The sequence below is a fragment of the Sporosarcina sp. FA9 genome (genome assembly GCF_051550205.1).
GTDB lineage: Bacteria > Bacillota > Bacilli > Bacillales_A > Planococcaceae > Sporosarcina.
In genome coordinates this window covers 2,145,407-2,169,316 of record NZ_CP188819.1, presented here as the reverse complement: position 1 = coordinate 2,169,316, position 23,910 = coordinate 2,145,407, and the positions used below count along the sequence as shown (strand labels likewise).

Annotated in this window: 22 protein-coding genes and 1 other annotated feature; of the genes, 20 read left to right on the top strand and 2 right to left on the bottom strand. The window is 39.7% G+C overall.

Annotation, left to right across the window (positions count from 1 at the left end):
* The first annotated feature begins 30 nt into the window (after positions 1–30).
* The 12 genes from ACP8HH_RS10835 (at position 31) to ACP8HH_RS10780 (ending at position 10,126) form a co-directional block, all read left to right on the top strand.
* Positions 31–486, top strand: a complete 456-nt coding sequence (locus ACP8HH_RS10835) for an ACT domain-containing protein (protein ID WP_438311156.1) — start codon at positions 31–33, stop codon at positions 484–486.
* 16 nt (positions 487–502) lie between these two features.
* Positions 503–1,387, top strand: a complete 885-nt coding sequence (pheA, locus tag ACP8HH_RS10830; RefSeq protein WP_438311153.1) for a prephenate dehydratase — start codon at positions 503–505, stop codon at positions 1,385–1,387.
* A 162-nt stretch (positions 1,388–1,549) separates the two neighbouring features.
* Positions 1,550–2,668, top strand: a complete 1,119-nt coding sequence (locus tag ACP8HH_RS10825; RefSeq protein ID WP_438311151.1) for a LysM peptidoglycan-binding domain-containing protein — start codon at positions 1,550–1,552, stop codon at positions 2,666–2,668.
* Positions 2,669–2,675: 7 nt separating this feature from the next.
* The gene (locus ACP8HH_RS10820; protein ID WP_438311149.1) at positions 2,676–3,545 is read left to right on the top strand and encodes a phosphotransferase; all 870 of its coding nucleotides are present in this window, start codon (positions 2,676–2,678) and stop codon (positions 3,543–3,545) included.
* A gap of 11 nt (positions 3,546–3,556) precedes the next feature.
* Positions 3,557–4,279 (top strand): YebC/PmpR family DNA-binding transcriptional regulator, encoded by a 723-nt coding sequence (locus tag ACP8HH_RS10815; protein ID WP_438311147.1) that lies wholly within the window; start codon positions 3,557–3,559, stop codon positions 4,277–4,279.
* A gap of 209 nt (positions 4,280–4,488) precedes the next feature.
* Positions 4,489–4,710, top strand: a complete 222-nt coding sequence (locus ACP8HH_RS10810) for a transcriptional regulator (protein WP_438311145.1) — start codon at positions 4,489–4,491, stop codon at positions 4,708–4,710.
* A 489-nt stretch (positions 4,711–5,199) separates the two neighbouring features.
* Positions 5,200–5,802 carry a Holliday junction branch migration protein RuvA gene (gene ruvA, locus ACP8HH_RS10805; protein ID WP_381535964.1) on the top strand — a complete coding sequence of 201 codons (603 nt, stop codon included), beginning with the start codon at positions 5,200–5,202 and terminating at the stop codon, positions 5,800–5,802.
* Positions 5,803–5,826: 24 nt separating this feature from the next.
* On the top strand, positions 5,827–6,840 hold the full coding sequence (gene ruvB, locus ACP8HH_RS10800) for a Holliday junction branch migration DNA helicase RuvB (RefSeq protein ID WP_438311143.1): 1,014 nt from the start codon (positions 5,827–5,829) through the stop codon (positions 6,838–6,840).
* A gap of 26 nt (positions 6,841–6,866) precedes the next feature.
* Entirely contained in the window at positions 6,867–7,916 is a 1,050-nt protein-coding gene (gene queA, locus ACP8HH_RS10795) for a tRNA preQ1(34) S-adenosylmethionine ribosyltransferase-isomerase QueA (protein ID WP_438319124.1), read from the top strand.
* Positions 7,917–7,918: 2 nt separating this feature from the next.
* Complete coding sequence (tgt, locus tag ACP8HH_RS10790) at positions 7,919–9,058, top strand: tRNA guanosine(34) transglycosylase Tgt (RefSeq protein ID WP_438311140.1); 1,140 nt, start codon at positions 7,919–7,921, stop codon at positions 9,056–9,058.
* A gap of 39 nt (positions 9,059–9,097) precedes the next feature.
* Positions 9,098–9,358: a preprotein translocase subunit YajC gene (yajC, locus tag ACP8HH_RS10785; RefSeq protein WP_381535968.1), complete on the top strand. Its 261-nt coding sequence runs from the start codon at positions 9,098–9,100 to the stop codon at positions 9,356–9,358.
* A 126-nt stretch (positions 9,359–9,484) separates the two neighbouring features.
* Positions 9,485–10,126: a DUF421 domain-containing protein gene (locus ACP8HH_RS10780; RefSeq protein WP_438311139.1), complete on the top strand. Its 642-nt coding sequence runs from the start codon at positions 9,485–9,487 to the stop codon at positions 10,124–10,126.
* Here the strand turns inward: ACP8HH_RS10780 and ACP8HH_RS10775 are convergent.
* Entirely contained in the window at positions 10,123–11,637 is a 1,515-nt protein-coding gene (locus ACP8HH_RS10775; protein WP_438311137.1) for a putative polysaccharide biosynthesis protein, read from the bottom strand. The two genes, ACP8HH_RS10780 and ACP8HH_RS10775, sit on opposite strands and share 4 nt — an antisense overlap.
* A gap of 96 nt (positions 11,638–11,733) precedes the next feature.
* Between ACP8HH_RS10775 and ACP8HH_RS10770 the strand changes: the two genes are divergently transcribed.
* The 7 genes from ACP8HH_RS10770 to dtd all read left to right on the top strand — a co-directional run bounded on the left by ACP8HH_RS10770 (position 11,734) and on the right by dtd (position 20,610).
* Positions 11,734–12,048 (top strand): post-transcriptional regulator, encoded by a 315-nt coding sequence (locus ACP8HH_RS10770; RefSeq protein ID WP_438311135.1) that lies wholly within the window; start codon positions 11,734–11,736, stop codon positions 12,046–12,048.
* A 129-nt stretch (positions 12,049–12,177) separates the two neighbouring features.
* The gene (gene secDF / locus ACP8HH_RS10765) at positions 12,178–14,448 is read left to right on the top strand and encodes a protein translocase subunit SecDF (protein WP_438311134.1); all 2,271 of its coding nucleotides are present in this window, start codon (positions 12,178–12,180) and stop codon (positions 14,446–14,448) included.
* A 77-nt stretch (positions 14,449–14,525) separates the two neighbouring features.
* Complete coding sequence (locus ACP8HH_RS10760) at positions 14,526–14,870, top strand: LapA family protein (RefSeq protein ID WP_438311131.1); 345 nt, start codon at positions 14,526–14,528, stop codon at positions 14,868–14,870.
* A gap of 124 nt (positions 14,871–14,994) precedes the next feature.
* Positions 14,995–17,322, top strand: a complete 2,328-nt coding sequence (recJ, locus tag ACP8HH_RS10755) for a single-stranded-DNA-specific exonuclease RecJ (protein WP_438311129.1) — start codon at positions 14,995–14,997, stop codon at positions 17,320–17,322.
* Positions 17,322–17,834 carry an adenine phosphoribosyltransferase gene (locus ACP8HH_RS10750; RefSeq protein ID WP_438311128.1) on the top strand — a complete coding sequence of 171 codons (513 nt, stop codon included), beginning with the start codon at positions 17,322–17,324 and terminating at the stop codon, positions 17,832–17,834. Before recJ ends, ACP8HH_RS10750 begins: the two co-directional genes overlap by 1 nt.
* A 122-nt stretch (positions 17,835–17,956) precedes the next feature.
* A complete protein-coding gene (locus tag ACP8HH_RS10745; protein ID WP_438311126.1) occupies positions 17,957–20,155 on the top strand; it encodes a RelA/SpoT family protein in 2,199 nt (732 codons plus the stop codon).
* A gap of 14 nt (positions 20,156–20,169) precedes the next feature.
* Positions 20,170–20,610 carry a D-aminoacyl-tRNA deacylase gene (gene dtd, locus ACP8HH_RS10740; RefSeq protein ID WP_438319123.1) on the top strand — a complete coding sequence of 147 codons (441 nt, stop codon included), beginning with the start codon at positions 20,170–20,172 and terminating at the stop codon, positions 20,608–20,610.
* A gap of 40 nt (positions 20,611–20,650) precedes the next feature.
* Here the strand turns inward: dtd and ACP8HH_RS10735 are convergent, their stop codons facing one another.
* Positions 20,651–22,180, bottom strand: a complete 1,530-nt coding sequence (locus tag ACP8HH_RS10735; protein ID WP_438311124.1) for an SH3 domain-containing protein — start codon at positions 22,178–22,180, stop codon at positions 20,651–20,653.
* A gap of 116 nt (positions 22,181–22,296) precedes the next feature.
* Positions 22,297–22,535, top strand: a binding site (T-box leader).
* A gap of 94 nt (positions 22,536–22,629) precedes the next feature.
* Here ACP8HH_RS10735 and hisS point away from each other — a divergent pair.
* Positions 22,630–23,904 (top strand): histidine--tRNA ligase, encoded by a 1,275-nt coding sequence (gene hisS, locus ACP8HH_RS10730; RefSeq protein WP_438311121.1) that lies wholly within the window; start codon positions 22,630–22,632, stop codon positions 23,902–23,904.
* Positions 23,905–23,910: the final 6 nt, after the last annotated feature.

Sequence of the window (23,910 nt, the reverse complement as noted above, 5' to 3'; positions counted from 1 at the left end):
AGGACAGACCGCCTTAAAGGGGGAAATCGTATGAAACAATTAGGTGAAGGTCGTTTTTACTTAGTGCGTGAAGATGTTCTCACGGAGTCTATGCAAAAAACGATTGAAGCTAAACAGCTTTTATCAAGCGGCGATGAAAAAACAATTCAAGAAGCCGCAAAAAGAGTTGGGTTATCACGCAGTGCATTTTATAAATACCGTGATACCGTATTTCCGTTTGAGTCAATTGCTAGAGAACGAGTGCTGACGATTTTCATACAACTTGAGGATCGTAAAGGTTCTCTTGCGACTCTACTTACAATCGTTTCAGAAGGTAAATGTAATGTCCTTACAATTCATCAAACGATTCCCGTGCAAGGGAGAGCCAATATTACGTTATCACTTGATGTCACTGAGATGCCAATTAAAATGGAGGAGTTCCTACACCGGCTAAAAGCACCGGACTTTGTTGATTCGGTTACTTTAGTTAGTTCAGGCGCCCTCTAAATTAGGGGGAATAATTTTGGAAGAACGAAAGTTTTCGCCTTCAGTTGCTTATTTAGGACCGGAAGCCTCGTTTACACATGTAGCTGCAAGTTTATTATTTGATACGTCGGGTTTATTACCGCAACCAACAATACCAGATTGTATTGAGGCCGTGATGAGTGGAATAGTTGCTTATGCTGTTGTACCATTAGAAAATGCACTGGAAGGTTCCGTCCCCTTAACGATTGATTATATGGTTCAAGGGCAAGACCTTTTTATTAATGCTGAAATTTCGACACCAATTGAACAACATCTTATGGTGAATCCGAAACAAAAAGATAATGTGGATGAATTGAAATCCATCCAATCACATCCACACGCTCTTGCTCAATGCCATAAATATTTAATGTATCAATTTCGTAAAGTACCACTTATTCAAACAACGTCAACATCGGCAGCTGCAAAATTCATTTCGGACAATCCGGATGAAAAGATTGCTGCAGTTGGAAATAGACTTGCTGCAAAGAAGTATGGGTTACATATCGTAGAGGAAAACATTCATGATTTTCACTATAATCATACGAGATTCATTGTGCTCTCACTTCGTAAAGGTGTTTTGGAAAAGAAAGAACATTCGGACACCAAAAAAACAACACTAATGATTAAACTACCCGAAGATGACCGTTCCGGGGTACTTCACCAAATCCTTTCTGTTTTTGCATGGCGCAGACTTAATTTGAGTAAAATTGAATCAAGGCCATTGAAAACAGGTCTTGGAAATTATTTTTTCATTATCGATGTTCAGGAATCAGAGGATCATCCAATGATGATTGGTGCGATGGAAGAACTTGCATCACTTAATTGTATTGCGCGTTCATTTGGAAGCTATTTTACATATGATCAATTGCCGTCACGCCCTTAATAGAAGGTCGGGCGGTTTTTTTATCGAATTTATTAAACTATTTCAATCATAAATTACCCCGAATCGCATATAAATGGCAAGAGGGAATGTCCCGTGAAAAATTGCGTCACAAGGTGGGGCATTCGGTCATACGATGGATATGATGAAGGGGGAATATGTTAAGTGGAAGTTCATGTTGTTGTTAGAGGGGATACGTTATGGAAGATTTCAAGGCAATACGGGATCCCGTTTGAAGAGTTGAAAAGGGTCAATGCACATCTCGCAAACCCGGATTATATTGTGCCTGGCATGAAAATATTTTTGCCTGCAATGCATCCCGGGGGTAAAGGAAAAGAGCCTGTTAAACATAGTAAGCCTACTCACACACTGCCGCAAGAACATAAACCTACTCATACGCAGCCGCAAGAACATAAACCAACACCGCCAACTAAGCCGGCACCGAAACCACCGGTTAAGCCTACACCAAAGCCAGTACCACCAGTTTTACCAAAACCAAAACCAACACCACCAACACCACCAACACCACCGGTATCACCAGCACCACCAATGCCACCAGTTCAACAAATGCCGATGCCGATGCCGATGCCAATGCCAATGCCGATGCAGCCAGTTTTTGCAATACCATGTGGATGGATGCCGATTTTCGATGCGGATTGTTTTCCTTTTATGCATCCGGGTCAGGCACAGCATGTACCTATGCCGCCAGCTCCCATACCAAGTCCGTTGCCAGCACCAATGCCTCCAGCGCCTTCAAAACCAGTATTAGGGATTGATGACAAAACACCACTTAAATGTCCGGAACCAATGCCAATGCCAAGACCGGTAGATAATACTTTACCATCGGGCTGGAAATTACTTGAATCACCGGATATCCTATTTGATGAATCACCATCAATGATTGTTGGACCGGCAACAGATGAGAGTCCGTTTATGCAGCAACAACCAATTCCTTATCCACAACCAATGCCAATGGGAGGTATGCAACAACCAATGCCTTATCCTCCGTCGGGTTGTGGGTGTTCACCAACAACTAATTGCGGATGTGGTAGATACCACCCAATGCAAATGGAAGGAATGCAACAACCAATGCCTTATCCTCCGTCGGGTTGTGGGTGTTCACCAACAATGAATTGCGGATGTGGCAGATACCATCCAATGCCGATGCAAATGCCGATGCAAATGCCAGAGCCAATGAATCACTGTAATGCGTGCAATCAGCCAATCCCTTACCAAATGAATCCTCATCATCAACGGGGGCAAAACTGGTTCGGTTCATACTGAGCGGCGTATGATAACAGACGGGAAACTAGAGAAAATTAAGGACAACGTCTGGAAATTGGAACAAGATGGGAAGAGTTATTCCGTTAAGCACTATCACTCTTCTTCAACTGCTGTGAAAGTAAGGCATATCCATAAAGTACTCGAATCGGTTGCATACCCTCATATTGTTCCCATTATTATAACGAATGATAATTTAACATTCATTCAACCATGGCTAGAGGGTGTGCGTCCGGTCAATTTCAAAAAAAGAGCGGACAGAACCGACTCACTTGCTGCTTTAAACGAACTTCATGAAACTAAATCTCGTGTGGATTGGCCAGCATCTGTATATTTGCATACTTACCCACTTATAGAGAAGTGGCAAGAACGTATTGCACGTTTTCAGTCGATCAGTTCGAGGTGTGAGGTATACATTGGGGAAAGTCACGTCGAGGAGTTACTGTTTTATGCTACAAATGCATTAAATATTGTTAAGAAATCCTATCAAGATAATTTAGATGGCACACTGCTCCACGGAGATGTTGTTCACCATAATATTCTAAGGGATAAAGACGGGATTATTCGATTGATCGATTTTGATTTGGCGAGTACTGGACCTGCGGGAACAGAAGTTGCATTATGGATTCATCGGGTACTGCCGCATATCGACTATGATATTGAGTTTCTATTAAATGAACAACCATCCTTACAAAAACTGAATTGGTCTTCAAAATCACTGCTGCTTTTTCCGAATGAACTGCTTCGTGAATGGCTTCATTTCTTTACGCTATCTGATAAAAGTAAGGAGAAACAAGTAAACAAACTAATCCCTTTTACAGAATCCGCACTCTCACATTGGCCGAAATTATGGTATAATGTAGAACGGATGAAAAATTAGGGGGTTACATTATGGCAGGGCATTCCAAATGGAATAATATTAAAAACCGCAAAGGTGCACAAGATGCAAAACGCGGTCAAGTTTTTCAGAAAATGTCAAAAGAAATCTTTGTAGCAGCTAAATCGGGCGGACCAGATCCAGAAATGAACCCTGGACTTCGGCTCGCCATTGAAAAAGCAAAAAGCGTAAATGTACCTAATGATATTATTAAACGTGCAATTGACAAATCTTCAGGTTCGGGTTCCGAGGAAAATTACGACGATGTGATTTATGAAGGATACGGTCCAGGTGGAGTTGCAGTTCTAGTTTTCTGTTTAACTGAGAATAGAAACCGTACCGCATCAAATATTCGCTTAGCCTTCAGTAAAAACGGAGGAAATCTCGGTGAAAGTGGTTCTGTTGGCTATATGTTTGACCGTAAAGGTCGTTTGTTTATTGAACGAACGAGCGACACGGACGAAGATACAGTAATGATGGCGGCACTTGAAGCGGGTGCGGAGGATATCCAATCAACAGACGAAGGATTCGAAATTGTGACGTCACCAGTGGATTTCTTACAAGTTAAGGAGTCTCTTGAAGCTGAAGGTATTGAATTTATTTCTGCAGAAATAGAAATGATTCCTACGATGTATACTGAGATTAGTGAAGATAATGAAGAGAAGTTTGAAAAAATGATCGACATGCTCGAAGAAGATGACGATGTTCAAGACGTGTATCATAACGCGGGAGAATAAGTCTGTTTTAGCCAAGAACTTAGCGCACATCAAGTAATAGTAAAATTTAATTGAAATAGTCATTTTACATTCCCTAGCATGGAGTCGGACCTATTTTAAGGAATCCCATTTCTACTTTTTGCGGTTACTCAATAAAGAGTAATCGCCCTTTTTTTACTTGTAATACGAACGTGTATTCTGTATGGTGAAAATTAAGAGGGGGAACGGATGTGCTGAATTCGTTGGTAAAGTCAATTGAGTATAATCAAACGCTTCAAATGATTTACATTGCAAATGATGGTGTCATAAGCAAACGAAGAATTAAAGTTCTTCAAGTAGGCGAAAAATCCTTCCGTGCTTATTGCTTTCTGCGGAAATCCAGACGAACATTTACAATCGATAACGTACTAGCACTTGTTCCCGTCGTTACGAAAGAAAGCATGGTGATCTAATGTTTATACAAAACCGATGTCATTTTCAATGGACTGAAATATTGCTACCAAAATAATTTATTGAAATTTGGAATAGAGAACAATACGAAAGATTCTTCAAATACTCAAGAAGAATCTTTTTTTTATTTATATTGAACTTATATCTTCCCACATTCCGGCTGATTGAAGTGCAGACCGGCGACTCCAATGGGATTAGCGGGACAGGTAAGACCCAGCAGGGAGCGGCAGCGATCCGATGCGGCTTACCGCCCGCCCCTAAGAAGAATGGTTTTTATTCATCGCTAATGGAACGCGTCCGGTCGGAACGAAAATCGGCGGGTAAGGAGAAGGGTATTTACTTTCACTAACATCATATATTGTAACATCATTTTTCTTTTGTTCTACCGAAGAACAGAACTGAATAGCCCTTTCCCTAGCTTAACAAGTGTCGTTCCCAGAAAGTGCGTTCGTATGCTATAATTGTGAATGACGAAATAAGGGGGTCCCAAAATGTACGACTACATAAAAGGGCATGTTACAAGAGTAACGCCTGAATACATTACACTTGACCAAGGCGGTCTAGGATGGCTTGTTATGACGCCAAATCCATATTCTTTTCACATTACAGATGAACTCCAACAAGTATTTACATATTTACATGTACGGCAAGATATTCAGTTGTTGCTTGGGTTTAAAACACTTGAACAACGTGAATTATTTAAGAAACTGATTACCGTTTCAGGTATCGGTCCAAAAGGAGCCCTTGCCATTCTTGCAAGTGGTATACCCTCACAAGTTATTGGTGCAATTGAACGTGAAGACGAATCTTTTCTTGTTCAATTTCCGGGCGTTGGAAAAAAGACGGCTCGACAAATGATTTTGGACTTAAAAGGGAAATTGCATGATTTGTTTAGTGAAATTGATATGCCTGATGAAGAATTCAACCTACTTACAATGGTCGAAAACGGTGCACTTGATGAAGCTTTACTTGCTCTTGAAGCACTTGGTTATTCGCAGCGTGAATTAACAAAAGTGAAACCGAAACTTGAAGATGAAGAATTGGATACAGAAGGGTATATGAAAAAAGCTCTTCGACTTTTATTGAAAAAATAATGCTTAATAATGGAGGGCTTAGTTATGGATGACCGTGTTGTCTCGGGTGAAACAACAAACTTTGATGAACGATTTGAACAATCACTAAGACCGGAGTATCTAAGCCAATATATTGGGCAGGAAAAAGTGAAAGACAATCTAAGTATTTTCATTGAAGCTGCAAAAGGACGTAGTGAGAGTTTGGATCATGTTTTACTTTATGGGCCACCTGGGCTTGGTAAAACGACCCTTGCAACTGTTATAGCGAATGAGATGGAAGTCAATATTAAAATGACGAGTGGACCCGCTATTGAACGACCTGGTGATTTGGCGGCGGTAGTTTCTTCACTGGAACCCGGAGATGTTCTATTCATTGATGAAATTCATCGACTGAATCGGGCTATTGAAGAAGTACTTTATCCCGCGATGGAGGATTTCTGTCTTGATATTGTAGTTGGTAAAGGGCCAACCGCTCGTTCAATCCGACTCGATTTGCCGCCTTTTACACTTATTGGAGCAACGACTCGTGCAGGAGCACTTTCAGCACCGCTCCGAGACCGATTTGGTGTACCTCTTCGATTAGAGTTTTACGGTGAGGAACCCCTAACTGAAATCGTTGTTCGAAGTGCGGTCATTTTCGACGTAGCAATTGACCGGTTGGCAGCGATTGAAATAGCGAAACGTTCTCGTGGAACTCCTCGTATTGCAAATCGGCTTCTACGTAGAGTACGTGATTATGCTCAAGTGCGTGGAGATGGAAGCATCACATTACAGACGTCTAAAGAGGCTTTAGAGATGCTGCAGGTCGATTCGCACGGCTTGGACCACATTGACCACAAACTGATCACTGGAATGATTGAGCGCTTCCAAGGGGGTCCTGTGGGGATTGACACAATCGCGGCAAGTATCGGTGAAGAATCAGTGACAATCGAAGATGTTTATGAGCCCTATTTATTGCAAATTGGTTTCATTCAACGAACCCCACGTGGTAGAGTAGCAACAGCGCTTGCATACAATCATTTTGGTTATGCAATAAGTGAAAAAGAAAGTGATCGTTAACTTGAAAATAAAGGATGGAAATAGTTATGGATGTAAATGATTTTGATTTTGAATTACCTGAAGCTTTAATCGCGCAAACCCCGCTGCAAGATCGAACAGCAAGTCGGCTTATGGTTCTAAATGGAGACACAGGTAAAATAGAACATCGACAATTTCCTGATCTAATTGATGAACTTACAAAGGGAGATCTTCTTGTTCTAAACGATACACGTGTCCTTCCAGCGCGACTTATGGGTGTCAAAGAAGAAACAGGTGCGGCGATTGAAGTTCTTTTATTAAAGGAACACGGCAATGATGAATGGGAGACGCTTGTTAAACCCGCAAAACGCATAAAACCTGGAAATATCGTGTCATTCGGTGATGGGCAGTTGAAGGCAGAATGTACCGGCGTTCTTGAACAAGGAGGACGCATATTTAAATTTATTTATGAAGGGATCTTTTACGAAGTTCTTGATGAACTTGGCAATATGCCGTTGCCTCCTTACATTACTGAAACATTAGACGATAAAGACCGTTATCAAACTGTATTTGCGAAAGAGCGTGGTTCTGCAGCAGCGCCAACAGCAGGTCTTCATTTTACAGAAGACATCCTTAATCGTATTCGTGAAAAAGGTGTGGGCGTAGAATTTATTACACTCCATGTTGGACTTGGAACGTTTCGACCTGTTAGCGTCGATACAATCGAAGGGCATACGATGCACTCTGAGTATTACAGTGTTTCAGAGAATGCTGCGAATGCTATAAATAAAGCGAAAGAAAACGGTGGAAGAATTATTGCTGTTGGCACAACTTCGGCTCGGACACTTGAAACAATTGCTTCGACTAATGATGGAAGAATTACCTCTTCAAGTGGATGGACATCCATCTTTATTTATCCTGGATATGTATTTAGTATTCTGGATGGGCTATTGACTAATTTTCATTTACCGAAATCCACGTTAATCATGTTGGTATCAGCACTTTCAACTCGTGAACACGTTTTGGAAGCATATCATCAAGCAATTAATGAGCACTATCGTTTTTTCAGCTTCGGCGACGCAATGTTTATCAAACCCCCTGAAAGAAAGGAATCATAATTATGCCAGCAGTTAGATACGAACATATAAAAACATGTAAACAAACGGGAGCAAGGCTTGGAATTGTCCATACTCCACATGGTTCTTTTGAGACACCTGCTTTTATGCCAGTGGGTACGCAGGCAACGGTTAAAACAATGTCTCCTGAAGAGTTAAAAGAAGTTGGGGCTGGCATTATTTTAAGCAACACATATCATTTATGGCTTCGTCCTGGCCATGATATTATTCAAGAAGCAGGCGGATTACACAAATTTATGAACTGGGATCGACCGATACTTACAGATTCAGGTGGATTCCAAGTCTTTTCACTCAGTGAATTTAGAACAATAAAAGAAGAGGGCGTTCATTTTAGACATCATTTGAATGGCAGTAAACTCTTTTTAAGTCCAGAAAAAGCAACTGAAATTCAAAACGCACTTGGGGCAGATATCATGATGGCCTTTGATGAATGTCCACCATATCCCGCGACATTTGAATACATGAAAGCTAGTGTTGAAAGGACTTCTAGATGGGCAGAACGTTGTTTATCTGCTCACGGTCGTCCCGCCGATCAGGCACTGTTTGGTATTGTCCAAGGTGGAGAATTTGAGGCACTTCGAAAACAAAGTGCTAAAGATCTCATATCCCTCGATTTTCCGGGTTATGCAATTGGCGGGCTTTCGGTTGGCGAATCAAAAGAAGTGATGAATGAAGTTCTTGAATTTACAACACCTCTTTTACCCGAAGATAAACCACGATATTTGATGGGAGTGGGTTCACCAAGATCCCTCATTGACGGTGCAATTCGTGGTATCGATATGTTTGACTGCGTGCTTCCTACGCGAATTGCACGTAACGGTGCTCTTATGACAAGTTCTGGGCGTATTAATATGCGCAATGCAAAATTCGAACGTGACTTTGGTCCAATCGATGACAAATGTACGTGTCATGTATGTAAAAATTACAGTCGTGCTTATATTCGTCACTTATTACGTGCGGATGAAACTTTTGGAATACGTTTGACGTCGTACCATAACTTGCACTTTCTTCTGAATTTAATGGAGGAAGTTCGTGGTGCAATACGGACAGATTCTCTCGGTGATTTTCGAGACGAGTTTTTCGAAAGCTACGGATTGAATAAACTGAATGCAAAAAACTTTTAAATCTTGTATAATGAATCGAGGTCGAAAGGGGGATGGAAAATGAATGAAACGTTGATAGGTTTACTACCTTTCGTAGCGATGTTTGCAATAATGTGGTTTTTGTTAATTAGACCAGCACAAAAAAGACAGAAAGCTACGAAAACAATGCAGAGCGATTTGAAACGTGGGGACGCGGTTATTACAATTGGCGGAATTCACGGTACAATAGACGCTGTTGATGACACTACAATTTATTTAAAAGTATCTGAAAGCACAACATTGCAATTCGACAGACAAGCTATTGGTCGAGTAAATCAATAAGTACATGAAATCATAACAATAAAGCGACGGTAGTTTTGACAGGATTATTCCTGTACGAACTATCGTCGTTTTTTTTGTATATTTGCTAAAGTACAATGGGCATCCTTTAATTATAGGAGGGTACACATGAATGATTTGCTAATTATTAGCTATCGAACGGTTTTACTATATATTCTTATTCTATTTGTCTTACGCGTAATGGGTAAAAGGGAAGTCGGCGAACTCTCAGTAATTGATGTCGTTGTATTTGTCATTATGGCCGAAGTTGCTGCATTTGCACTGGATTCTCCAGACAAAAAACTGATTATGTCTATCGTGCCAATCATTATATTGCTGTTCATTCAACTTTTATCGTCCTATTTTTCGCTGAAAAGTAAAAAGTTCCGGGATCTTGTTGATGGAGATCCGTCGGTTATTATTCGTGATGGAATTATTCAAGAATCGGAAATGAGGAAGCAACGATATAATTTAGACGATTTGTTTCAGCAATTACGTGAACAACAGATTGGCTCTGTCAAAGAAGTCTCATTTGCGTTTTTGGAACCATCCGGCAATCTGTCGGTTTTTAAATACGAAGGGACGCAACCGGTTTTGGCACTTATTACGGATGGTGTTATTCAAAGTAGACATGTCAAGATTATTGGTAAAACTGATCAGTGGCTAGTGGACGAGTTAAAATCGAATGGAGTAAATGACAGTGCCCATGTATTTTACTGTTCATTCGAAAAAGCTGAACTTGTAATTCAGTTAAAAGAAAAATCTCACTAAACTTTCAACAATTTCTTAAACAACATAAAATCATTCTTCTTCACTTGACCTGTTAGGAGCAAAACAACTAGGAGATAAATTGATGTAATTAAGCATTCTGTAATAAGCCCAAAACCACCAATCGGAATGAAAATAGGTCGTGTAATTGCGGTCATGATGAACGATGCGTACGGCATAGCGAACATTGTAAATCCAGTTGCTGTTGCTTTGTTTTTTCGTAATGTAGCGATATGGAGAAAAGACGTAATAAGAACACCGAAACCAATCGCTAGAACAGCACCCGTTACCTGTAATCCGGGTTGCGATGCAAGGATGAACATGACCGCTAGTTTTGCAATTCCGCCGTACACCGAGTTCATCATTCCCGCTTTTGCATCCCCGGTTGCTTGTAAAATTGAGTAGAGGGGACTTTGGATGTAATAAAAAAAGAAAACGGGAGCTAAAATCACCATATAGGATCCACCTTCAGTTATTTGAAACAACTTTTCAGCCAGTGCCTGTCCGTGGATGAAAAATACCGTTGCTGCAAAGGCACCGGTTAATGCTGATAAACGAAGTGCTAAATGTATGCGTTCTCGAAGTTTCGCTTTATTTGCTGATGCTGCTGCGCCACTCACAGCGGGCACAAGGACGACTGATAGGGCGTAAGGGATAAAGGCTGGGAATAATAAGAGTGGAACGAGAACACCAGAGATGATTCCATATAACGAAGTTGCGGCAACTGCAGTTATTCCGGAAAGCGATAATGCACGCAAAAAAATAATTGGCTCTAGAAACCAAGTAAATGTACCAAATAATCGACTTCCTGAAGCGGGCAGTGCAATCGTTAAAAGAGGTTCAAATGGGTAGCGTTGAACTTTTTCAAGTGTAGTCGGTTTTCTTTTTTTATGTTGTCTATATTTGAAAAGTAAATAAAGAACTGAAGTACATTCAGCAAGAAGCGTTATGATCATTGCGTAGGCTGCGTTCATGGCATTGCTTTCATGAGATAAAATAAAGGGCAATAACGCTGAAATAAGTAAGATGCGGAAAAACTGTTCAATAATTTGTGACCACGCAGTTTCTTCTATTCGAGCAATTCCTTGGAAATAACCTCGTATGATTCCACCGATTGCCGCAATCGGTACAATTGCTATCCCGGCATATAGTGCTGAAGAAGTTGCGGGATTTGAAAGCAATGTGCCTGCCAAAAAAGGGACAAACAAAATAGACGCTGGAATGAATACAGCAGCAGTTAAAATTGTTAGGAATGTCGCACTTTTCATTACTTCAGGAATTTTTATCGATTGACCTTTCGCTTCAAGTTCGGCAATTACTTTGGCGATTGCAATTGGAATACCAAGCTGTACCAGGGACAAGAAAAAAATGAATGCGGGATAAGCGGTCATGTAAATACCTACAGCTTCTTCGCCCGCGATTCTCATAAATTGGATCCTAAAAACGAACCCTAAAAGCTTCGATAGAAATACAGCAATCATTAAAACCGCTGTTCCGCGGATGAATGAAGACAATTTGAACAACTCCTTCTCAATTCCGTCCATTTCATATACAATAAACGTATGCGTAAATGTTTGGAAATAGGACTGTAGGAGAAAGGGATGGGGACAATGACGATTCAGTTTGAACATCTATTCAGTCATATGTATCCTGCGTTAGAGAGTAAGAAGACCGAATTCCATTTATATGGGTATACAACGGTAACAGAAAAGGACATATGGTCATATTGTGTCCAAAAAAAATGGCGTAAAAAAGACATAAGTAAATTACGCGAGCACGTTATGACGAATGATATTTTGCGAATATTGCCCGCAGCTTATATGACGTATACACAAATTGAAGAACAGCGAAATTCAAATTGGTTTTCTGAAATAAACAGTGATGAACTACAAATTCTATTAAAACCGAACGTGAAAAAGAATTAATTATTAAGAAATACACGAGTCTATTTGACACACGGAGCCCCCTGTTTCATAATAGACTTATTGTGTTTTTTGAGTGCGTACATAGCTAACTGCCGTGCCGCTTCATATTTAAGAGGGGGAAACTTTATAATGAAAACAAGAGGACGGATTATTGCGTTCCTATTATTGATTGTTATGTTTGTTGCAACAATGGGTGGAACCATAAAACCTATATTAAAAGATGTCAATCTGGGATTGGACTTACAAGGTGGTTTTGAAGTTCTTTATCAAGTTAAAACACTAAAGGACGATGGATCTAAAATCACAGAAGCGATGGTTAGCGACACCGCGGATGCATTATCTAGAAGGGTAGATGTACTCGGAGTTAGCGAACCAAATATCCAAGTCGAGTCAAACAATCGAATCCGCGTACAACTTGCGGGCGTAGAAGATCAAGATACAGCGCGTGAACTTCTTTCAACTCAGGCAAATCTTACATTTAGAGATGTAAATGATAGACTTTTGCTTGATGGAAATGATTTGAAAGAGGGGAAAGCGAAAGCAGACTTCGATCAAAATGGAAGACCCATTGTTACTTTAGAAATGAAAGAAGCAGATAAATTCGGTAAAATAACAACTGAAATATCTCAGATGAAACCGAATAACCAACTTGTTATTTGGCTTGATTTTGAAGAGGGTGTAGATTCATTTGCAGCTGAAGTAGGAAAACCAAAACCTAAATTTGTATCGGCACCGAATGTAGATGTACCTATTAATTCATCTACTGTTCAAATATCAGGCTCGTTTTCTATTGAGGAAACAACGAATCTTAAAGGGATTTTGAATGCAGGTGCGTTACCTGTGAAACTTGAAGAAATATTTTCAACATCCGTTGGAGCTCAATTTGGTGAACAAGCTCTTACTAAAACAATTTTTGCTGGAATCGTAGGTATTGCACTTATATTCTTATTTATGTTGTTTTATTACCGAATTCCAGGTTTGGTAGCAGTCATTACTTTGTCTGTCTATATTTATCTTATCCTCGTTGTCTTTACAGCTATTAACGGTGTATTGACGCTTCCGGGTATAGCAGCACTTATGCTTGGTGTCGGAATGGCAGTTGATGCAAATATATTAACGTACGAACGAATTCGAGAAGAGTTGCGTGTCGGGAAATCTGTGAAAACATCTTTTGTATCAGGTGCTAAATCTTCATTTACAGCAATTCTGGATGCAAACATAACAACCCTTCTTGCTGCAGTCGTATTATTTATTTTTGGGACAAGTTCCGTAAAAGGTTTTGCAACAGTTCTTATCATAAGTATTCTAGTCAGCTTCTTAACAGCTGTATGGGGCTCACGCTTGCTGCTTGGACTTCTTGTACACAGTGGCCTGCTGGACGGTAAAACTGGGCTCTTTGGTATTTCCAAGAGCAGGGTTCATAAACCAGAAGAGAAAATAGAAACGCTTGAATTATCAACCAAATTCGATCGTTTTGATTTTGTAAGCACACGAAAGAAATTCTATATACTTTCCGCAGTTTTACTTATTACGGGTGTTGCGATGTTAGGTATATTTAAATTGAACTTAGGGATCGATTTTTCGAGTGGTACACGTGTCGAAATCGTATCCGACAATCGCTTAATAAGTAGTGAAGTTTCTGATTACATCGATTCTATTGGACATCCATCAAGTGACATCGTCATTTCCGGTGATAATGGAAACATAGCCGTTGTTCGCTATAAAGAAGAGTTCAAACAAGAGGACATCAAAAGATTCCAATCCGATCTTTTTGCTAAATACGGTGAGAATCCAAATATTAGTGCTGTATCTTCAACAGTTGGAGAAGAACTTGTGAAAAATGCGTTCAAAGCACTTCTGTTTGCGGCACTTGGAATCGTGATTTATGTCGCATTCCGTTTTGAATGGCGAATGGGTCTGGCATCTATCATTGGTCTTGTCCATGACGCCTTCTTCATGCTTGCGTTGTTTAGTATTTTTCGTTTAGAAGTCGATATTACTTTTATTGCGGCTGTTTTAACAATCATTGGTTATTCCATTAACGATACGATTGTTACGTTTGACCGAATACGGGAAAACTTAAATCACCGCGGTGTAATTAGCAATGCTGAAGAACTTGCAGAAATTGTGAATAAATCACTCAGGCAAACTTTGGGTAGATCCGTTAATACAGTTCTAACCGTTGTCTTTGTTGTTGCAGCCCTTATGGCACTTGGTGCAGAGTCCATTCAAAACTTCTCAATTGCTTTATTAATTGGTCTGCTTGCTGGGACATATTCATCGATCTTCATTTCTGCTCAAATATGGTTTGATCTTAAAAAACGTGAAATCAATAAAAAAGGTTCAATTAAAGTTGATGTGAATAAGAAACAGTGGGGCTCCGACGAACCTGTCGTGTAATTGGTTTCACTCTTTGGTAAAACGGGGTATACTCTTCGTATATCCTGTTTTTTTATAGTTATGAGAGGGGAATTCATTTGAAAATTCAATGGAACTTATTATTAGGTTTAATTTTTGCAGTAATCATAGCCGTTTTTGCGGTTATGAATGTTAATGCTGTCCCCGTTAACTATGTTTTTGGTGAATCGGAGTGGCCTCTTGTTCTTGTTATTTTATGTTCTGCATTACTTGGTGCAGCAATTAGTACATTCGTTGCAATGTTTCGCTCTGTACAGTCCAATCGACGCATAAAGGAACTTCTTCGTGATAACAATGAAAAAGAAGTGTTGATTGCCAACCAACAAAACGAGCTTGCTGAATTTCAAAAAACAACGGGCGAAATTATTCCTCAAGACATTCGTGTAGAAGATATTACAAATTAATAAAAAACATCGTTTTGAACAACTATCAAAACGATGTTTTTTTTATTTGTACAGTGTGCTGCTTTCAGATAAACAGTGCATCCGCTATAATGAAACAGAGGATGTGAACGTTTTGATAGAATCAATGAAAAAATGGACGGTTGAGCGTCCGAATGAAAAAATAGTAGACGTACTTAAAACGGAGCTTAAGATTCCAAGAGTGCATGCTAAAATATTAGTTTCCAGGGGAATTACAAATTCTACAGAAGCTAAATCATTTTTACATATGGACCAAATGTCAATGCATGATCCATATTTACTATACGATATGGAAAAAGCAGTTACACTGATAAATCAAGCAATTAAGGATAATAAAAGAATTGCAATTTATGGGGATTATGACGCGGATGGTGTCACGAGCATATCCGTTTTAAAGACTGCATTGAAGCGACTGGGTGCAGATGTTTTTTTCGTAATACCGGACAGGTTCGTGCACGGCTATGGTCCAAATAAAGATCTATTTCAGGAGATTTATGAACAGAGAGCTTCACTAATTATAACCGTAGATAACGGTGTTTCGGGTGTGGATGAAGTTGCATTTGCAAAAACGCTTGGGATGTCCGTTATTATTACCGACCATCATGAACCCGGAGACGTATGGCCGGATGCTGATGCTGTTATACATCCACGCCATCCAAAAGGCTCCTACCCATTTGGAGATTTGGCCGGGGTGGGCGTGGCTTTCAAACTTGCATGTGCACTTTTGGAAGAACTACCCCTGGATCTACTTGAACTTGTTGCAATTGGAACTGTGGCAGACCTCGTTCCGCTACGTGGGGAAAATAGATATTTTGTAAAAGAAGGCATCAACAGAATGCGTGTCTCTAGACGACCCGCAATCCAAGCACTTACACGTGTCGCAGGAACGATGCAAGCCGATCTTACGGAAGAGTCTATCGGATTCATGATTGGCCCTCGTATCAACGCAGCCGGTCGTCTAGGAGATGCTTCACCGGCAGTGGATTTATTTATGACGGATGATATTACTAAAGCGACAATGCTTGCAGAAAAAATGGATTCGCTAAATAAGGAAAGACAGGCACTTGTTACTACTATGGCGCTAGAGGCAGAAGAAATCATTTCCGAAATGTACGGCGAGGCGATTCCAAACGTTCTCGTTATCGCGAAAGAAGGTTGGAATGCGGGTGTCGTCGGAATCGTTGCCTCTCGTTTAACAGAAAAATATTACCGCCCTTCAATCGTCTTGTCTTTGGATGTGGAAAAGGGAATTGCCAAAGGATCAGCCAGAAGTATTACAGGGTTTAATATGTATGAAGAACTTACGGAAAATGCTCATATACTGCCTCATTTCGGAGGGCATCCAATGGCTGCAGGTATGTCGCTAAATAGTAGTGATATTATGGAGTTAAGAGAAAACCTGAATCGACAGTCTGAAACTTCACTTACTTCAGAAATGCTTGTGCCGAAACTCGCGATAGATGTTCCCCTAACGATTGATGAAATTGATGTAAAAGTGTTGGAATCTCTTGAATTACTAAGGCCTTTTGGGATGGGTTTTATAAAACCAGTTTATTTACTTGAGGATTTATCCGTTAAGTCTATTCGGAAAATAGGAGCAGCACAGAATCATTTGAAATTAGAGTTGACGAATGGCAAAGATACAATTGATGCTATCGGGTTTGGTCTCGGTCATATCGGGGATCAACTAACACCTTCTGTAAAACTGTCTGTTGTAGGAGACTTACAAGTAAATGAGTGGAATGGCAATAAAAAACCACAGCTTTTAATCCGCGATCTTTTATCTGATGAATGGCAGTTGTTTGATTTACGAGGAGTTCATGAGCAGTCCAGATGGTTGCATACAATACCCGCAAAATGTACTGCGTTTATAGCTTTTCAAGAACAAACAGTCAGCCATTTTAAATCGTCAATTAAAGAGGGCAGTATTTACGAATATGGAAAAGACGAGATTCCAGATGTTGACAATATTGTTTTTCTTGATATTCCTTCAAACTCCTCTAGCTTAGAAACAGTAGTTAAAAAGCTGAATCCAAAACGAATTTATGCTCATTTTCACGTTCCGGAATCCAAGTATTTTGATGGACTACCAAGTCGTGAACAATTTGGATGGTATTACAGCTTTCTAAAAAAACAAATGAATTTTGACTTTGTGAATAAAGGAAAAGCATTAGCAAAACATAAAAGTTGGAACAACGATTCGGTTTATTTTATGACAAAGGTGTTTTTTGAGCTTGGATTTGTTAAGATAGAAAATGGTTTTACATCTGTTGTTGAAATTACCGGAAAACGTGATTTAACGGAAGCGCCGGCATATAAAGAGCGTGAAAACCAAATGAAGCTTGAGGAACAACTTGTATATGCACCTTATATGGATTTGAAAAGATGGTTCGATACACTGCGTATAGAAGCTGTCAATGGGGAGGAACAATAATGAATTTGAAAGACTATGTTACAATCGTTCCAAATTATCCGAAAGAAGGTATCAGTTTTAAAGATATCTCAACGATTATGGATAATGGAAAAGCATATAAATTCGCGACAGATGAAATTGTAAAGTTTGCCAATCAAGTAGGTACGGATATTATAGTTGGACCAGAGGCACGTGGATTCATTATTGGTTGTCCGGTTGCATATGCACTTGAAGTTGGTTTTGCTGCTGTTCGTAAACCAGGGAAATTACCACGTGAGACAATCGATGTTGAATATGATTTGGAATATGGGAAAGATACACTCTCAATTCACAAAGATGCCATTAAACCCGGCCAGCGTGTATTGATTGTAGATGATTTACTTGCAACAGGTGGAACAGTGGGGGCGACAATTGAGCTCGTTGAAAAACTTGGCGGCATTGTAGCTGGCTGTGCGTTTCTTATTGAACTAACCTATTTAGATGGACGAGATAAACTTAAAGGCTACGACATGCAAGCACTAATTACTTATTAAAAAGAGGTCCTTCGCAAACTAGCGAGGGGCTTTTCTTTCTAAGCACTTTACATTTGCATGCATTTATACATACAATAGGAATACTAATGTTTTTAGGGAATTAGATCGAAGGGGGTAATATTATGGCGAAAAACCGCGGCATGACAGAAGAAGACATATTCGCACTTGTTGCCTCTTATATGAATGAAGAGCATGTTCAAATCGTGAAAAAGGCTTATGAAGCTGCAAAAATTGCTCACGAAGGCCAGTTCAGAAGCTCGGGCGAAGCCTACATCCTTCATCCAGTACAAGTCGCAGGTATTCTTGCCGAGCTTCAAATGGACCCCTCTACTGTTGCTGCTGGATTCTTGCATGACGTTGTAGAAGATACCAAAGTCAGCAGAGAGGATATCATACGTGATTTTGGTGAAGAGGTTGCTATGCTCGTTGATGGAGTAACGAAACTCGATAAGTTGAAATACAAGTCTAAAGAAGAAAAACAGGCAGAGAATCATAGGAAAATGTTTGTTGCAATGGCGCAGGATATTAGAGTAATCCTAATTAAACTTGCGGACAGATTGCATAATATGCGTACATTAAAACATGTTTCTGAGGAAAAACAACGTCGTGTAGCGTCAGAAACCTTGGAGATCTTTGCACCACTTGCACATAGATTAGGAATTTCAGCGATTAAATGGGAGTTAGAAGACATAGCTTTGCGCTATTTAAATCCACAGCAATACTACAGAATTGTAAATATGATGAAACGCAAGCGGGTTGAACGTGAAAATTATTTAGCAGATCTAATGACTCAAATAAAATCAGAACTTGAAAATATGGAAATCGAAGCAGATATGTCTGGACGCCCGAAACATCTTTATTCGATTTATCGAAAAATGATCGTTCAGGGGAAAGAATTCAACGAAATTTATGATTTACTTGCTGTCCGCATAATCGTACCTAGTATAAAAGATTGCTATGCTGTTCTTGGAATCATTCATACACTTTGGAAGCCAATGCCGGGTCGTTTTAAAGATTATATCGCTATGCCAAAGCAAAACTTGTATCAATCTTTACATACAACAGTAGTAGGACCAGGTGGGGATCCACTTGAAGTACAAATTCGTACGACAGAAATGCATAAAATTTCGGAATTTGGAGTTGCTGCACACTGGGCTTATAAGGAAGGTAAATCACTTTCTTCAAATCCAACTGATATAGATTCCAAGTTGACTTGGTTTAGAGAAATACTGGAATTTCAAAACGAATCATCCGATGCGGAAGAGTTTATGGAGTCCTTAAAATTTGATTTGTTTTCCGATATGGTTTATGTATTCACACCGAATGGAGATGTGATGGAACTGCCATCCGGTTCAGTTACAATTGATTTTGCTTATCGCGTTCACTCAGAAATTGGGAATAGAACAATTGGTGCGAAGGTAAATGGCAAAATGGTTCCGCTGGACACAGAATTATTCACTGGAGACATTATTGAAATATTAACGTCTAAACAATCGTTCGGCCCAAGCCGAGATTGGTTAAAAATCGCAGTATCCTCACAAGCGAAAAATAAGATACGTTCTTACTTTAAAAAACAATTACGTGATGAAAATATTCAAAAAGGCCGGGAATCAATTGAAAAAGAAATAAAAGCATTAGGCTTTATTGTTAAAGAAGTACTGACACAGGAAAATATTAAACGCGTTTGTGAAAAGTATAACTTTACATCAGAAGAAGATATGTGTGCAGCTGTTGGATTTAACGGGATAACTGCTCAACAAGTAGCGAATCGTCTAACGGAAAAGTCTAGACGAGAGCGTGAAAAACAAGATACGATTGATAAAATCGTATCCGAAATGCAATTGCCACCTTCCAATAAAATGACGGAATCGGGTGTTATTGTTGAAGGAATTGATAATTTATTAATCCGTTTGTCCAAGTGTTGTAATCCAGTACCTGGGGACGCTATCGTCGGTTTCATTACAAAAGGACGAGGTGTTTCAGTTCATAGAACGGATTGTCCGAATATTATGTCCGATGATGAAGAAAATGATCGTATCATCGATGTTGAATGGGCAAATGGTGTTGAAGGAGTTCGTAAAGAATTCCAAGTGGATATTGAAATTACAGGCTTTGATAGACAAGGTTTGTTAAATGAATTAATGATGGTTGTTGCGGAAACAAAGACTCCTATTGTTGCTGTTAGCGGAAAAGCTGATAAGGAAAGCATTGCTAAAATGAATATGACGATTAAAATTACAAATATTGCACATTTACATCGTATCGTTGATCGAATTAAACAAGTTCGTGACATTTACTCAGTGGAACGTGTAATTAATTAGTAGAGGTGATGGCAATCAGGATACTTTTACAACGTACAGGTCCAGCGTCTGTTCAAGTGAATAATGCAGTGACAGGCTCAATAACTAAGGGATATGTGTTACTCGTCGGTATTACACATGAAGATACTGAGCAAGATGCGGTTTATCTTGCAAAAAAGATTTCCAATCTTCGGTTATGGGAAGATGATGAAGGTAAGATGAATCGGTCTATTCATGAAGTGGGTGGAGATATCCTTTCAGTTTCACAATTTACATTGTATGGTGATACGAAGAAAGGGCGGCGTCCCAGCTTTATAGCAGCTGCCCGACCTGAACAAGCAGAACCACTTTGGAACTTCTTCAATCAAAAGCTGCTAGAAGAGGGATTAGTTGTGGAGACAGGTGTTTTTGGAGCGATGATGAATGTCGAACTCATCAACGACGGACCCGTTACGATACTTCTTGAATCCAAATAAAAAAGGACCTTTCCGACATACTGGAAAGGTCCTTTCTATTTTAATTTGAGTTGAAGTAATTGAGAAGTCCATTGTAAATACCGAGTGATGCTTGTTCACGGAAAATATCTGTTGTGACACTCAATTCTTCTCCGGGATTGGATATAAATCCAAGTTCAATTAAAATAGCATTTTGTCTGTTTTCACGCAGTACTAGATAATCTCCAGGTTGTGCACCACGGTTTCTTAGTGTAACTGAAGAAGCTAGTCCATCATTTACATACGTTGCCAAACTTTTTTGTCGGTCATAGGTATAGTAAGTTGTAAATCCACCAACCGATGGAGTTGTTGTAGCATCATAGTGAACACTTATAAAAGCATCGGCCTCCACTTGGTGACTAACTGCTACTCTTTTCCGAAGGGAAACGTAGGCATCTGTTTCACGGGTGAGTATAACGTTGGCACCAGCAGCTCTTAGCTTTGAGGCAAGCAATTCTGATGTCAATAAGGTAATGTTCTTCTCGTCTGTTCCACGGGCACCTGTGGAGCCACGATCATTTCCGCCGTGACCTGGATCAACGACGATTGTTAGTCCTTTTAAAGTACCGGACACTCTAGCTTGATTTTCTTTCTTTGTTTCTTGTTCAGTGTGATTGTCTTCATTTGTGGAAACAACCCACTTCGCGATATAGGCAGAAGTTCCATCATTTAGTGAAACTTCATACCAATCATCTATTTCGGATTTAATTGTAAATCTTTCTCCCGCGTCCGCTCGTGTTGCTACGGGTGAGGATGTAGTTGCAGATTCCCTAATATTCGTACCATTTGAGAGAATTGTAACGGTATTAGTGGTTGCTACTTGTTCATTATTTGCAACGGTTGTGGAAGAAGAAATGGTGCCGTGGAACGAATAAACCCATCCTTCTTTATTTTTATCCTTATTAAAAACAATACGAACCCAATTTCCGTTAATTTCTTTTATTTCATAGGATTCATTTTTATATATAATACCTACACGTTTTGATGATAAGTCAGCATTCTTTCGTACGTTCAATGCATCTACGGCAATTGTAAAGGTATCTTGTTTTTGCTCTGTTGTAATCTGTTCAACTTCCTCGGCAATTTCAGTGATATATTCTGAATGGATCCAACCCGTGGTATTGTTAGTAACAATTTGAGTCCAACTACCGTTTTGGTCAATCATTTTTGCTTCATCACCAGCATTCATTCGTCCGAGAATGGAAGAACCGACAGATGGGCCTGAACGGATATTTAATAGATCTACGCGTGAAACAACAGTTGAAGTTTTTTTCGAAGTTTCGGCGTTCGTTGTAATGAGCCATGAAGCTATCCAACCTGTGCCGTTTCCATAATTGATTTGAACCCATTCGTCTGAAGTTGCAAGAATTGTTAAGGATTCACCTCTTTTTGATGTACCAATTACAGCATATGTAAGCCCAGGACCAGATCTTATGTTAAGAGAATCTACACCTACAATTGCGGTTTCAGCGGCTGCTTTGTGAACTTGTGTGTTCACAACAAGTGTGAATGTAAGAACGAAAACAATCGCCCATTTCATCGCTTTTGGCAAAAAACCACTCCTTTTATTCTATTATAATCATAACTTGTACAAAAAACTACAAGATTTGCTAATAGGTTGACACTTCTTATTAAAGTCTTTATGATAAGTTGTAATTGACTAATATTTTTTTGCTTATGACGTGAAAAGTAATTGTATAAGAAGCTGACAAGAGAGGGGAGGACCTGGCTGAAATCCACCCTACAGACTACATACGATGAAAAACATCACCGAAGCTCTGTGCTGAACGTAATTATACAGTAGGTACAGACGGAACCGGCCGTTATATCGGATTACGAGTGGGTGCTGAAAGTGGAGCACCAATTAGGGTGGAACCACGGTAGCTATAAAGGCTCTCGTCCCTTGCATATGCAGGGGATGGGGGTCTTTTTTTGTTGTTCAAATCTTTATGTGTGGGTATAAAAAACACTTTATATTATTTATAAGAAAGGGGAATCATCATGATTTTTAAAGTACCTAGAGGAACACAAGACATTTTGCCCTCTGAGACATGGAAGTGGCAGCAAGTTGAATCAATTATTAAGGATGTCAGTGATGCATTTCGCTATAAGGAAATTCGCACTCCAATCTTTGAACAAACTGAGTTATTTCAACGACTTGTTGGAGAAACAACCGATGTTGTTCAAAAGGAAATGTATACATTTACGGATAAGGGTAATCGTTCAATGACACTCCGACCTGAAGGAACTGCACCAGTTGTTCGTTCGTTTGTTGAACATAAAATGTTTGGCATTCCCGACCAGCCCGTTAAACTTTTTTATGTTGGCCCGATGTTTCGTTATGAACGTCAACAGGCTGGGCGGTATCGTCAGTTTGTACAATTTGGAGCAGAAGCAATAGGCAGTGCGGATCCCGCGATAGACGCTGAAGTCATTGCACTTGCAATGAATGTTTATGAGCGAGCGGGACTGTCAGATTTAAAACTTGTATTGAATTCATTGGGTGATACAGAGTGCAGAAAGTCTCATAAAGATGCGCTCATTGCTCACTTTAGTCCACATATCGCCGAGTTTTGTTCAGATTGCAAATCAAGGTTGGATTTAAATCCTCTGCGCATACTGGACTGTAAAGTAGATAGTGAAAATCCATTGATTGCAACTGCACCTTCTTTAACAGATTATTTAAATGAAGATTCAGCAGCTTATTTTGAACAAGTAAAAAGTTACTTAGACGACTTAAATATTTCTTACGAAGTGGATGCGAACTTAGTACGTGGTCTTGATTACTACAACCACACAGCCTTTGAAATAATGAGCACATCAGAAGGATTTGGTGCGATTACGACATTGTGCGGTGGTGGCAGATATAACGGCCTTGCCGAAGACATTGGTGGTCCATCTGCACCTGGAATAGGATTTGCGATGAGTATTGAACGCCTTCTTCTAGCAATGAATGCTGAAGGTAAATCATTTGATGAAGAGCCGACTCTAGATGTCTACATTGTGACACTTGGTGATGATGCAAAACGACCAGGATTTAAACTTCTTAACGAACTTAGAAAATCAGGCATTCGATCAGATATGGATTATATGGATCGTAAAATGAAGGGTCAAATGAAGTCTGCAGATCGCTTAAACGCAGAAGTTGTTGTAGTGATAGGTGAAGACGAAGTAGCGGAAAATGTCGCTATGGTACGAAATATGTCAGACGGTACACAAGAGAAAATCGCGACATCCGAATTGGTGGAAAAAATCACTAGTTCTTTGAAACGATAGAGGAAG